The sequence below is a fragment of the Rhodothermales bacterium genome (genome assembly GCA_017643395.1).
Classification (GTDB): Bacteria; Bacteroidota; Rhodothermia; order Rhodothermales; family UBA10348; genus JABDJZ01.
This window is the reverse complement of the sequence record JAEPNP010000003.1, coordinates 385,912-399,516: the sequence shown is the minus strand read 5'-3', so window position 1 is coordinate 399,516 and position 13,605 is coordinate 385,912. Positions and strand designations below refer to the sequence as shown.

10 protein-coding genes are annotated in these 13,605 nt (G+C 61.8%); 6 read left to right on the top strand and 4 right to left on the bottom strand.

The features are described 5' to 3' along the window. Positions 1–57: 57 nt before the first annotated feature. From JJ896_12230 to JJ896_12220, 3 genes are all read right to left on the bottom strand, one after another. The gene (locus JJ896_12230; GenBank protein MBO6780412.1) at positions 58–996 is read right to left on the bottom strand and encodes a DUF4249 family protein; all 939 of its coding nucleotides are present in this window, start codon (positions 994–996) and stop codon (positions 58–60) included. Then, positions 996–3,242, bottom strand: coding sequence for a TonB-dependent receptor (locus JJ896_12225; protein MBO6780411.1), 2,247 nt, complete (start codon positions 3,240–3,242; stop codon positions 996–998). Before JJ896_12225 ends, JJ896_12230 begins: the two co-directional genes overlap by 1 nt. A gap of 145 nt (positions 3,243–3,387) precedes the next feature. Next, the gene (locus tag JJ896_12220; GenBank protein MBO6780410.1) at positions 3,388–4,305 is read right to left on the bottom strand and encodes a hypothetical protein; all 918 of its coding nucleotides are present in this window, start codon (positions 4,303–4,305) and stop codon (positions 3,388–3,390) included. 237 nt (positions 4,306–4,542) lie between these two features. Between JJ896_12220 and gyrA the strand changes: the two genes are divergently transcribed. From gyrA to JJ896_12190, 6 genes are all read left to right on the top strand, one after another. Next, the gene (gene gyrA / locus JJ896_12215; GenBank protein ID MBO6780409.1) at positions 4,543–7,248 is read left to right on the top strand and encodes a DNA gyrase subunit A; all 2,706 of its coding nucleotides are present in this window, start codon (positions 4,543–4,545) and stop codon (positions 7,246–7,248) included. Between the two features lie 207 nt (positions 7,249–7,455). Further along, positions 7,456–8,196: a hypothetical protein gene (locus tag JJ896_12210; GenBank protein MBO6780408.1), complete on the top strand. Its 741-nt coding sequence runs from the start codon at positions 7,456–7,458 to the stop codon at positions 8,194–8,196. A gap of 174 nt (positions 8,197–8,370) precedes the next feature. Next, on the top strand, positions 8,371–9,168 hold the full coding sequence (locus JJ896_12205) for a fasciclin domain-containing protein (protein MBO6780407.1): 798 nt from the start codon (positions 8,371–8,373) through the stop codon (positions 9,166–9,168). Between the two features lie 74 nt (positions 9,169–9,242). Further along, a complete protein-coding gene (locus JJ896_12200) occupies positions 9,243–10,385 on the top strand; it encodes a sensor histidine kinase (protein ID MBO6780406.1) in 1,143 nt (380 codons plus the stop codon). After that, entirely contained in the window at positions 10,382–11,182 is an 801-nt protein-coding gene (locus JJ896_12195; protein MBO6780405.1) for a response regulator transcription factor, read from the top strand. The genes JJ896_12200 and JJ896_12195 overlap by 4 nt, the downstream gene beginning before the upstream one ends. A gap of 137 nt (positions 11,183–11,319) precedes the next feature. Next, complete coding sequence (locus JJ896_12190; protein MBO6780404.1) at positions 11,320–11,793, top strand: fasciclin domain-containing protein; 474 nt, start codon at positions 11,320–11,322, stop codon at positions 11,791–11,793. Positions 11,794–11,883: 90 nt separating this feature from the next. On the opposite strand, the gene JJ896_12185 is transcribed toward JJ896_12190, so the two are convergent. Beyond that, complete coding sequence (locus JJ896_12185; GenBank protein MBO6780403.1) at positions 11,884–13,284, bottom strand: L-lysine 6-transaminase; 1,401 nt, start codon at positions 13,282–13,284, stop codon at positions 11,884–11,886. Positions 13,285–13,605 lie beyond the last annotated feature (321 nt).

Sequence of the window (13,605 nt, the reverse complement as noted above, 5' to 3'; positions counted from 1 at the left end):
CACCACAGGATGAACCAGGGCACTCCCCACCCGGTCCCCCGCGGGCCGGTCAGCGAATTATTCCTCGGTGACGGTTACCCGGCGAACCTCGCGGGTGAGCGATCCGAAAAGCCCTTGTCCTCCCGTCACTCCGGCGTCCACGGCCGGAATTTCTCCGGGCGCCAGACCGCCGTTACCCTCCTGGGCATTCACGCCGAGCAGGAAGTTCCAGATGTTGTCGTCAATGGCGGCTACCGTGACTTCATTCACGCCGTAGAACGAAACGAAGAACCAGGGCAGGCGCAGCTTCAGGCTGCCATCGAGATTGACTTCCCAGTTCGCCTCATTCAGGGGTGGAGACGAGACGCGAATGTTGTCCTCAAGCTCGGTGAAGTCGATTTCGTCGGGGTCGAACGCTTCCCCCTCCGACAGCCCGTAGAGCGCATCACGAATGAAGGGGGTCAGATTGTCGAATGAAGGCTCCTTGGCCTCCATGGTGATCACGTACACGGCGTCCCGCTCCGGATAGAAGCTTTGGGTCACGTCGATCTCCACCTGATTGGTGGACTGGTAAACCACCGTCTCATTGGGCACGCCCCGCACGTCAAAGTCGCCCGGCACCACGGTCGTGGCCCGCACCGGCTCGTTGAATCCTGGCACGACGGCCTCCAGCACATAGGTTGCGCCTGGCACTACGAAGTTCGCGAGACTCTCCATCGGGCTGATGTCGGGTACGTACCAGCCGTCCTCTCCCCCGCCATGCATGTAGGCCACTGTGCGCGCCGGTTGACCTGTGCCATCCAGCAGGGACACGGACACGTTCGCTCCCTCGATACCCACGGGAACCGAACCGTAGGACACCTCCACGCTTTGCGTCCAGGTCAGGCGGATGGGGGGAAATTCCTCTCCGGCAATCAGCCACGCCTCAACAACCGGTTCCGGCGAATGCACGCCAGGATCTCCGAGATCACAGCCGGTCAACGCGGCGGCCAGCAATATGGCAAACAGTCGTCGCATCAGAATGTCAGGGTAAAGGCGATGTTGGGCACCGGAACCGGGATTTGCGGCACCGTGGTTTCAGTGACCGTGCCGTCCTCCTCGAACTCGAAGAATCTGAACCACACGTTCTTGCGGGCATAGACGTTCAGCACCTGCAGCTGCAATTCGTAGTCGCCGACCCCGAAGAACCCACCGGTCCGGCTGAAGCCCGCATCGAGCCGATGGTAGGCCGGCAGACGGGCTGCCTGGAAGCGTGCCACCTGAGCCGTCTGGATATCGTTGTCCAGGGGTGAATCGACCAGGCGGTAGTAGGACACCGGCTGAGTGTAGGCCTGACCGGTGCCGTAGACAAACGCAGATGTCATGGTCCAGGACCGGCCAAGCTCAACGGTGCCGATCGCATTGATATCGTGCAGCCGGTCATACTTGGGCGCGTACGCCTCCCCGTTGTTGAGGGTCGGGAAGGTTCGGCTGGTCTCGCCGAGCGTGTAGCCAACCTGCCCGGTGACCCCGCCTCGGGTTTTCCGCACCAGCATCTCCACTCCCGACGCATCCCCCGATCCAAAGTGGAACAGCTCCGCGTAGTCGAGGCCGGCAGCATCAAGCAGGAAGGGATTCAACTGGAAAAGGCTGCGCATGGTGCGGTAGTAACCCTCGAGTTCGACGTCCCACCCTGCACCCAGATCAGCCTTGACTCCCGTCACGAACTGATCCCCAAACGACGGTGGCACCCCATCGTCCGTGGTCAGCCACACATCCAGTCCGGTGAACACCTCGTTGCTGATGAGTGTGAGGTACTGGGAGTAGCGTCCGTAAGCGGCCTGCAGGCGCAGGTTGGCCCGGGGCCGGTGCTCAATGGAGAGCCGCGGCTCCAGACGCAAATAGCTGCCCTCGCCGAAATACGACAGCCTGATCCCGCCGGTCAGTTCCGTGCGGCTCCCCGGCCGGAAGCGCTGCTGCACATAGGCCGCCAGATAGGGCGCCTGGATGCGCTGGTTCAGGGCCTCCTGCCCATCGAAAATGTCCCGCAGTCGCATGGTGAACATGCCGGCCCAGAAGCCTGCTTTCACTCCGGTCCGGTCTCCGGGCACGTACTCGAAATCCCCGCGCAGCGAAAAGTCATGCACGGTATTGTTGCGCGATATGCGGGTGCCCCCGATCACCAGATCCGGCTGACTGGAGTAGCGTGATCCGGTCAGGGTGAAGTTGGAAAACAGCACATCCGAAAACAGGTGGGTCCAGTTGATGCTGCCCGTCCGGTTGCCGTACGCCAGTTCGATCTCGGTGAGGGCGATGGGCTCCACGCCGACATCGTCCCTGCCAGCGTATCCCGCAAACGTCAGCTTGTCGTCGCGCCCCAAATCCACGTTGATCTTGCCGTTGACGTCATAGAAGTAGAACCGGTTGGGAATGCCTTCGACATCGCGCTTTCTCAGCGCAGCAAGAACCGGCTCCAACGTGGATCGCCGGACTGCCAGCATGAAGCTGCCAAACGGCAACGGTCCTTCGGCCATCGCTCGGCTTGCCAGGAGGCCGACGGAAGCCCTGCCCGCGTACTCCCGCCGGTTGCCTTCCTTGTTGTAGACGTCAACCACGGATCCGATGCGCCCCCCGTACTCCGCAGGGAATCCACCCTTGTAGAGGCGCACGTCCTTGACGGCATCCGGGTTGAAGGTTGAGAAGAAGCCGAACAGATGCGTGGGATTGTAGACCGTCGTGTGGTCCAGAAGAATGAGAGTCTGATCCGGGCTTCCGCCGCGGATGTAGAGCCCGCTGGAATAGTCCGAGGCCGCCTTCACCCCGGGCAAGAGCTGGAGCGACCGGAAGACGTCGGGCTCCAGAATCGTTGGCAGCGCACGGATGGTTGCAGTCGACATCTTCGCCACACCAATCCGGCGGTCGTCCTCGGCCAGTTCGCGTTCGGCGGACACGATCAGTTCTTCGACAAGGAGCGCCTGGGGAGCCAGTTCAAGGTCGAGTCGAAGCTGCTCACCCTCGGCAACCTGCACCTCCATGGTGCGATCCTCATACCCGAGATACGACGCCACCAGAGTGTACGTCCCGGCCGGCACGCCCGCGACGGCGTAGTAGCCGCTGGTATTCGTCGCCGCGCCGAACGTGGTGCCGGACAACAGGACGTTGGCCAGAATCAATGTCTCACCAGTCGCGGAGTCACGCACGAAGCCACTGATGCTTCCTCCGCGCTGCGCCATGACGTCTCCAGCCAAAAAAATGGCGGCCAGAAAAAGAACTACTCGATGCATAAATCAGGGGATGTGAAGCGCCGTATTAACGCATGCGCCCGGCGCACGGATCGTTTCCTGCGCCGTCAGTCAATGGCGGTCGACAAGTGGCGTAGCCGTGCGGTTCAACGGCTTCGGCGAGACCGAGCCGACCTGGTGGCCGCGGCTACCGGCCGTCAAGTAACGACAGCGCTCGATCCGGGTAGTCCGTGATGATGCCCTGCACCCCCATCTCCAGCAGGTCGCGCATTCTGGAAACCTGATTCACGGTCCAGGGCAACACAAGCATCCCCCGGCTCTTCACCTCGGCGACAATGTCTGCAGTCAGGGGAATGTGGTGGGGTGAATAGATATCCGGGACGAATCCCAGCACCTCGAGGTTTTCCTCGACGAGCGCAACGCGAGGTCTGTCCACCAGCAACGACAGCGTGGCGTCCGGGTCGCGGGCGCGTAGCGCCTGCAGCGTCCTGGGGTCGAAGCTCTGGAATGTGGTGCGTTCCAGGATGCCTCCGGACCGTACCACCTCATAGAGCGCACGTGCAAAGCGCTCCGGTCCCGGATGCATGACCCCGTCGCCGTCCGGTCTTGACTTGGTCTCGATGTTCCAGAGCGCGGGCTCGCGGCCGAGCGCCTCGGAGCGTTCCCGCTCGAAGGCTATGACCTCCGCCAGCAACGGCTTGGCCGCCGCCATGGCGCGTTGCTCCGGAAACCTGGGATTGCCGCGCAGGCCGCAATCGTAGCGCGAGATCTCCTCGTAGGTCAGATCGTAGAGGCGCACCTCCTCGGTAACCGGACGGCCCGCGGGATCGGAGCAGATGGTGGTAGACATCACGGGGTCATGCGATACGACCACCTGCCCATCGGCCGAAATCACGACGTCCAGTTCCAGCGTGTGCACGCCCAGTTCCAGGGCGCGATCGAACGCGGCGATGGTGTTTTCAGGAAGCAGACCGCGCGCGCCGCGGTGTCCCTGAAGGTCGAAATCGTAGGTCTTCTGCTGTGCGGTCACCGGGCTCGGGAGGACTAGGTACACGGCCAAAATGGCAAGGGTCGGAAGCCGCCGCAACGCCAGACAGCAATCCATGCCGGAAATCCTATTGTGAAGGGCCTGCAAGGACTTATCAACAGTGGATATACGTTTCTGTTTTGTATGCATTTACGCTCACTGCGCCACACCCCCCTATCGCTGGCTATCGGGGCCTGAAATCCGTAAATTTCGAGGCTGGAAAGTTGAACCCGGGAGGCCGTCGCATCTCGCGGTCTCCGGCGCGCTCCCAAGCTACCCCCGAACGGTCCGCGAACACACCGTGTTCGCTCCTACATGGAACAGGATAACAGTCGCATAATTCCGATCAACATCGAGGACGAAATGAAGTCCTCGTACATCGACTACTCGATGTCCGTCATCGTGAGTCGAGCCCTGCCGGACGTCCGGGACGGACTGAAGCCGGTGCACAGAAGGGTGCTGTACGGGATGAGCGACCTCGGCATGACAGCCGGGGCGGCGTACAAGAAGAGCGCTCGTATCGTCGGTGAGGTCCTGGGTAAGTACCACCCGCACGGAGACTCTGCGGTGTACGACACCATGGTCCGCATGGCGCAGGACTTCTCCATGCGCTATCCGCTTGTAGACGGTCAGGGCAACTTCGGTTCGGTCGATGGCGACTCGGCCGCGGCCATGCGATACACCGAGGCCCGCATGACCCGTCTCGCAGAGGAGATGATGCGGGACCTGGGCAAGGACACGGTCGACTTCCAGGAGAACTTTGATGGCTCCCTGGAAGAGCCTGAGGTGCTTCCGGCGGCGGTCCCGGGCCTGTTGATCAACGGCTCGGACGGCATCGCCGTGGGTATGGCCACCAAGATCCCTCCGCACAACATCACGGAGGTGATCAACGCCACGATCGCCTACATCGAGGATCCGGATATCTCGATCGATGGGCTGATTGAGCACCTTCCGGCCCCCGACTTCCCCACGGGCGGCATCATCTACGGGCATCAGGGTGTGAAGCTCGCCTACCACACCGGTCGCGGCCGGGTGGTCATGCGTGCGCGCATCCACGAAGAGGAGATCCGGCCCGGCCGTCTGGCCCTGATTGCCACGGAGATTCCGTACCAGGTCAACAAGTCGAGTCTGCTCGAAAAAATCGCAGCCCTGGTCCGTGACAAGCGCATCGACGGTATCTCGGACCTGCGCGACGAGAGCGACCGCGACGGCATGCGCGTAGTCATCGAGCTGAAGCGCGATGCCATGCCCGCGGTGGTGCAGAATCAGCTGTACAAATACACCCAGCTCCAGCAGACCTTCGGCGTCAACATTGTGGCGCTGGTGGCGGGACGGCCCCGCACGCTCAATCTGAAGGACCTGATCCGGCACTACGTGGACCACCGGCACGACGTCATCGTGCGGAGGACCAACTACGAGCTTCGCAAGGCTGAGGAGCGGGCCCACATTCTGGAAGGCCTGACGATTGCGCTGGACCATCTGGATGCCGTCATCACCATCATCAGGAACTCGCCCGACACCGAGAGCGCGCGGGAGAACCTGATGGCCGGCGTTTTTCCGGAGAAGCTGACCACGGCTCAGCTGGAACGGCTTGGTCTGCCCACCGGGGGCGGATCCATGTTCTCCCTGTCGGAGGCCCAGGCCAAAGCCATTCTCGAGCTTCGCCTGAACCGTCTGACCGGCCTGGAGCGCCAGAAGATCGAGGACGAGTACCGGGCCGTCATGCAGGAGATCGAGCGGCTCAAGTCGATCCTTGCCAGCCGTGAGCTCCAGATGCAGATCATCACGGAGGAACTCTCCGAGATGCGCGACAAGTACGGCGACGACCGGCGCACGGAGATCGACTACGCCGGCGGTGAAGACATCATCTATGAGGACCTGATCGAGGAAGATCAGGTGGTCGTGACGGTTTCGCACCAGGGTCTGGTCAAGCGGACCAGCGTCTCTGAATACCGGCAGCAGGGTCGGGGCGGCGTCGGAAGCCGCGGCCTCACCATGCGGGACGAGGATTTTGTCGAGCACCTGTTTGTCTCGAACAACCACGACTACCTGCTCTTCTTCACCGATCACGGCCAGTGCTATTGGCTGCGGGTGTTCGAGATACCGGAAGGCAGCCGCACGTCCAAGGGCCGCTCCATCAGGAATCTGCTGCAGATTGATCCGGAGGACCGCGTCAGGGCGGTCCTGTCTGTGACCAAGCAGGACTTCCGGGACCAGGAATTCCTGGACAATCACTTCGTGCTGATGGCTACGCAGAACGGCGTGGTCAAGAAGACGGCGCTGGAGGCGTTCAGCCGGCCACGGGTGGACGGCATCATTGCGATCGTGATCGAAGAAGGTGACCGCCTGATCGAGGCGCACCTGACGACCGGCAACTCGCAGGTGGTGCTGGCCTCTTCAGCGGGACTTTCGATTCGCTTCAATGAGTCGGATGTGCGCTCGATGGGCCGAAAGAGCCGCGGCGTGCGTGGTCAGGCGCTCGGCACCGGACAGTCGGTGGTCGGCATGGTGGTCCTGGAAGAGGGCAGTGAGCGCGAACTGCTGGCGATCTCGGCCAACGGCTACGGCAAGCGCTCTTCGGTTGACGATTACCGCCTTCAGTCCCGTGGTGGCAAGGGCATTATCACCATGAAGGCGACCTCCAAGACGGGCGAACTGGTCGCGATCAAGGGGGTCCTGGAAGACGATGACCTCATGATCTCCACTACCCAGGGCATCATGATTCGCATGCAGGTCGACTCGATCCGCACCATGGGACGCAATACCCAGGGCGTGCGCCTGATCAATCTGCGCGACGGAGACGAGATCGCCGACGTCACCCGAGTCATCATCGAGGATGACGAGGAGGACGGCGATCACGCGGTCCAGGCGACGAACGGCGTGGCCGGAGGCGACGGCGCTGTGCAGGAGGACGGCGACAACGGTGCGGCCGGAGGCGACGGCGCTGTGCAGGAGGACGGCGACAACGGTGCGGCCGGCGATACTCCTGAATCCGGGGACGGCGGAGAAGATCAGGCATAGATCCGGGGCTGGCGTTCCGGGTGCCGGACCGATCCGGAACTCGCTGCGGCGCAAACCATTGGCCGTTCGGCTCGGCCGGGAATGGCCGGTCGCCAGACATGCGTTCCGCCGCCTCCCTGCGGCGACCGGCATGTAACCCGGGTCCTCCCCGCCCGTACCACGCCGTGCGTGCAAAACGCACAAACCCTCCAATACTCCATCCCTTCCATGAAGCGATTTCTTTCTACCGGTCTTCTGGCCCTTGCCATGGTTTCCGTGGCCGCGGCACAGTCAGCAGAAGACATTCTGAATGCCCACATCGAAGCCGTGGGCGGCGCCGACGCCTGGGCAAAAGTTGAAAACAGCCACACCAAGATGTCGGTGTCTGTCGAGCTGCCTCAGGGTGTTATCGTGCTCGATGTAGAGGCCTACCAGGTCTACCCCGGCCACTTCCTCGCCATGCAGAACCTGGTGTCCGCACCCGAGGGCATCCCGGACATCTCTTCCACCGTTTTCGTCTCGCCGGACGAGGCCTGGGTAGACAACTTCCAGGGCCGCCAGGACATTTCGGAGAACATGGCGGCCGCGCTGGGCGGCAACATGCCGAATCTGAACCACCCTGTTCAGGAAGTCGAGCTCCTCGAGCAGTTGGACACCATTGAGGTTTCGGCTCAGGAAGAGGTCAACGGCAAGATGGCCCACGTGCTCACCATTAACGGACCGGTTACTACCAAGCGCTTCTACGATGTGGAGACCGGCCTGCTCCTCGCCACCGAGGCGACCAGCCCCATGGGTGCGGTGCGCATGAATGTGACCGAGTACCAGGACTATGACGGCCTGAAGATGGCCTTCATCCAGGAGGGTCAGATGGGAGCGATGGGCAAGCAGACGATTGCGATGACCGAGTTCCACACCAACATCGATCTGACTGCTGAGAAAATCGCCGAGCTCGCCAAGGGCAGCGACTGATTTCAGCCTCATTTGAGGTGTTCAGGGGCCGGCTCCACATGGAGCCGGCCCCTTTCTGTTTCCGCAAATCGTGCCCCAGACCCTTCCAGCACGGTTTTACGCCGCTTGTCGCACCCCCGAAATCGGGGTGCGACAAGCGGCGTAGCGAGGGAGGAAATCATTCCTTCTTTCGCCATGATCCGTTCCAGATTTCTCTCCTTCACTGCGCTGGCGGCGCTGTTCGTTTTTTCCGCCGACAGCCTCAAGGCAGACCCCAATCCGCCTGCGCACACCATTACTCAAATCGTGCAGTCGGACTCCAGATTTTCTACGCTTGAGGCTGCTCTCGGGGCTGCCGGCCTCGCAGACGTGCTCTCGGGAGACGGTCCGTTTACCGTCTTCGCTCCGACCAATCGCGCATTCCGCGCATTGCCCTCCGGCACACTGGAGGCGCTGCTCCGTCCTGAGAATCGCGAGTCCCTGCAAGCCGTCTTGACGTTTCACGTGATTCCGGGACGTGTGGCGGCAGGCGATCTGCTCTCTACCATGAATGCGCGCACGGCGTCCGGCGAGCACCTGCCGATTGGTCTGTCCATCGAAGGAGCCCGCATTATTGAAACAGACATCGAAGCGGAGAACGGCATCGTGCATGTAATCGACGCCGTGCTGATTCCTGAGTTGCCGCCACTGACGAGCGATCGGTCTTCTGCTCGGGAAGCTCGCTCCGTCATTGAATACGCCATCGAACGCGGGGCGCCCCTTTACAATGCAGGCAACGCGGCTGCCTGTGCCGCCATCTATTCCATTGCAGCTACGTCCCTGCTCGAAGGAGCCGACCTGGACCGGCGTGCCCGCATGGCCCTCGAGCGTGGACTCGAGCGCGCAGACCGGGCTCGAACGGCCGACGACAAGGCCTGGCGTCTCCGTGAGGGCCTCGACGAGGCGTACTCCGCACTTGCCCGGCGCATGATGTCGGAGTCCGCAGGCCACTGATTGCACCGGCGAGCAGTTACCTTAAATCTCCGCCGGGACTCGCCGGCGGAGATTTGCTCGCAGCCTGAATACCCATGTCGAACGCACTAAGCCTTCCTGCCCCCTCTCCCGTCTGGTCCCGGTCTCGCCGTTGGGCCCTGATCTTCGGGCTCTGGACCGTACCGGCCCTCGCCGCGCTCTCGTTCTACTACCTGAACCAGATCGTGACCGGACAGCCCGTGGACTGGGATTTCGGCATGGTGGCAACGCTGCCGAACTGGTATTTCTGGGCACTGCTTACACCCGCCGTGATGGCGGTGGCGCATCGCTATCCCATCGACCAGACCAACTGGAAGCGAAACGTTTTTCTGGTGCACCTGCCGGCGATGATTCTTCTCATCCTGGTTCACTCCCTGGCCAACCTGCTTCTATTCAGGGGCGTGGGTCTGCATGACACGGTAAACCTCGCCCTGTATGAAGTGCACATTACCACGCGTATCCACGCGAATGTGCTGGCCTATTGGACGGTTCTCGGCGTGTACCAGGCCGTCACCACATTCCGCAAGCTGCGCCGGCGTGATGCGGAAGCGGCTGTGATGCAGGTAGAGCTCGCCCAGGCGCACTTGCGTGCGCTGAAGATGCAGCTCAACCCGCATTTCCTGTTCAATACGCTGAATTCCATCACGGCGCTCATTCGCAAGGAAGAGAACCGCAAGGCTGTGCGCATGACGGTGAAGCTCAGCGACTTCCTGAGGCTGGCGCTTGAGAATCGAGGCCTTTACGAGGTGGGTCTTCGCCAGGAGATGGAGTTTGCCCAGCGCTACCTGGCCATTGAGCAGGTGCGGTTTGGAGACCGACTGAAAATCGAAGTGAATCTGGAGCCGGGTACGGAGCATTTGTTCGTGCCCAATATGCTGCTCCAACCCATTGTTGAGAACGCCGTGCATCACGGCATCGCGCAGTCCGACAAGCCCGGGGTGATTCGGGTGACGTCCTGCCTGGACAACGACCGCCTGTACCTGCGCGTGCAGGACAACGGCCCCGGCCCAGGCAACTCGACCGGCAAGAAAGGCACCGGTGTCGGACTGTCGACTTCTCGCAAGCGGCTTGAGCGTCTTTATGGAGACGCCTACGCCATCAGCCTTTCTGCCGCCCCCGAGGGCGGGGCCATCGTGGATGTTGAACTGCCCGCGGTGACCGAACCCATTTTTGAGCCATCCATTGAGCAACCGATATGAGTGCCCCCATCAAAGTTCTGATTGTTGATGACGAGCCTCTGGCGCGCGACACCCTGCGCATGCTGCTGGAGGACATCGAGGATATCGACCTGGTAGACGAGGCGCCCAATGGCGCGGTCGCCGTCGAGAAGATTGCAGAGCACAACCCTGACCTGGTCTTCCTGGATATCCAGATGCCCGGCATGGGCGGTTTCGACGTCATAGAAGAGGTCGGCGCCAGCAACATGCCCTATGTCATCTTTGCCACCGCCTACGACGAGTACGCCCTGAAGGCATTTCGCGCCAACGCGCTGGACTACCTGCTGAAACCGTTTGATGATGATCTCTTCGAGCAGGCACTCGATCGCGCGCGCACGCGTCTGAAGCAGGACCGGGTGGACGATCTCACCGATCGCCTGGAAAGTCTCCTTGCAGGCCGCGGTTCGGGCGGCGGCGAGTCCAGTGATCCGGACGGCACGTCCACTGCCAATCGCATTCTGGTACGTGACCGCGATCGCATCCGGTTTGTCAGCATCGACGAGATCAACTGGATCGAGGCAGCGGGAGACTATGTAGTGCTGCACACCGACAACAAGCGTCACCTGATCCGTGCCACCATGACCGGGATGACCAAGCGGTTGCCTCGTGACCGGTTTGCCCGGATCCATCGGTCCACCATCGTGAACATGGACGTCGTCCGCGAAGTGCGCCCTTACTTCCATGGAGACTACATGGTCTACATGAACGACGGCAAGGAGCTCAGACTCAGCCGACGATACTGGCCCCACGTGGAAGAACAGTTCAACGCCGTTCGATGAACTTCGCGGCCCGCCGCTTGTCGCGGCGGGCCGCGACTGCTCTATGCCTGCCGATCCGGCGAGTGGAGCACCCGTAGAGGATTCCAAAGCCACCCGACGTGGCCTTACTTCTTCACTTATATCCTCATCTCAGGACCATGAAGCTCCGTTTTTTTCCCTCACTTCTCGTGGCAATGGCGGTAATGTTCACCGCTGCCTTCACCCCCGCAACCACCACCGATAAAGACATTGTCGAAGTAGCCGTCGACGCCGGTCAGTTCAACACGCTCGCAGCAGCCCTGACCGCCGCCGGACTGGTAGACACCTTGAAGGGCGATGGTCCGTTCACGGTCTTCGCCCCGACTGACGAGGCGTTCGCCAAGCTGCCGGCCGGCACTGTCGAGGATCTGCTGAAGCCGGAGAACAAAGACAAGCTTGTCTCCATCCTGACGTACCACGTCGTGCCGGGCAAGATCATGTCGGGTGATCTGCTCTCCACCACCTCCGCCAAAACGGTAAATGGTGCGAGCGCAGCGATTGGTCTCCGCGTTGGTGATGCGAATGTCGTCGCGGCCGACATCGCCGCTTCGAACGGAGTGATTCATGTGATCGACACCGTGCTCATCCCCTAGATGAGCCGCGGACCTGGTCCGCAACCAAGTAAAAAGGGGCCCCGCCGACGGCGGGGCCCCTTTTTTTTGTACGGTCGCGTTCGAGCCGATCTAGCCGTCGCTGGTGAGAGCCTCCCGCAAGCTGGACTGACCCCGATACGGGCTGTATTCCTTTTCGATGGTCTGGATACCGTGGCGAAGCACCTCGACGCCCATGTCCAGCTCCTCCCTCGTAACGGTGAGTGGCGTGCGGAATCGCACGGACTTGACGCCGCAACCGAGAATGATTACCCCCTCATCGTAGGCTCGCTGAAGCAGGCGATCGCGAAACTCCCGCGACGGCAGATCGAGCGCGCAGAAGAGCCCGCGTCCACGCACATTGCTCACCGAGTCCAGATCCGTCTGCATGCTGTGCAGCTGGTCCATCAGGTAGGCACCTGTATCGCGCGTGTGGGCCAGCAGATCATCCTCCTCGATGATCTCCAGCACCCGGTCAAAGCGCACCATGTCTACAAGATTGCCGCCCCAGGTGGAGTTGATCCGGCTGCCCACGGTGAACACGTTCTCGTCCACCTCTTCGATGCGGCGGCCTGCCAGGATGCCACACACCTGCGTCTTCTTGCCGAACGAGATGATGTCAGGCTCGACACCGATGGCCTCATGCGCCCAGAACTCGCCGGTCGCACCGACGCCCGTCTGTACCTCGTCAAACACGAGCAGGCACTCGTTCTCCAGACACAGATCCTTGAGGGCCTGCAGGAATTCCCGCCGGAAGTGGTTGTCACCGCCTTCGCCCTGAATGGGCTCGATGATCACCGCAGCGATGTCGTCCTTCCGCGCGTGGAAGAAATGCTTCGCCTGATTGAGGGCCACCTGCTCCCGCTCCTCGATGTCGGCCAGGTGATCCTCCACGGGAAACACCATTTTGGGGTTGCTCACCCGTGGCCAGTCGAACTTGGGGAAGTACATGGTCTTCCGCGGGTCCGACGTGTTGGTCAGAGACAGCGTGTAGCCACTGCGGCCATGGAAGGCCTGGTCAAAGTGCATGACCTGATGGCCGACCTCGCGCCGGTATCCCTTGCGGAAGTTCTTGCGCACTTTCCAGTCGAAGGCTGCCTTGAGCGCGTTTTCGACCGCCAGCGCCCCGCCCGCGACGTAAAACGAGTGCGGCAGATGCTCGGGAATGCCGACCCGGGCAAACGTGTCCAGGAACCGCGCCATCAGCGTGGTGCGGATGTCGCTGTTCGTGATCTTGTTCAGCGCCGCGAGGTGAAGCCGCTCCAGGAAATCCTTGTCGGACTCCATCTTGGGGTGGTTCATGCCGATGGCGCTCGAGGCGTAGAAGCCAAAGAGATCCAGGTACGTGCGCCCGGAGGCACTGTCGACCAGCTTGACGCCGCGACTCTCCTCCATGTCCAGCACCATGGGCATCATGCCGCGAGCGTTGGTGTGGGCCATGAAAATGTCTGCTACCCGATCCGGGGTCACCTGGTCTCTTGAAACCGCTTCCATACTCTGTCGATTGCGTGCAGGGGTTGGGGGGAGAACCGGGCCTGAACGCCCGGACAGCACGGAAGTTACGCCGATCCGGGCGCAGGCTGGATGCGCTTCCGGATTCTTCATCGCCGCATCAACGCGACCTGCCCATCGGCCACTCAGACTCCTGTTCCAGCGTGCCTAGGCCCCGTGCCTGCCGGGATTCTTCACCTCTGGCCCGGACGGCCGGGGGATCAATTGCGGACTGCCCCGGGTTTGCCGCTCCCTGCCCACGAACGGAGCCGAAAGCCATCCGTACGCCCCTTCTACCAGGACAAGTCAAGCTGAAGTCGGTCA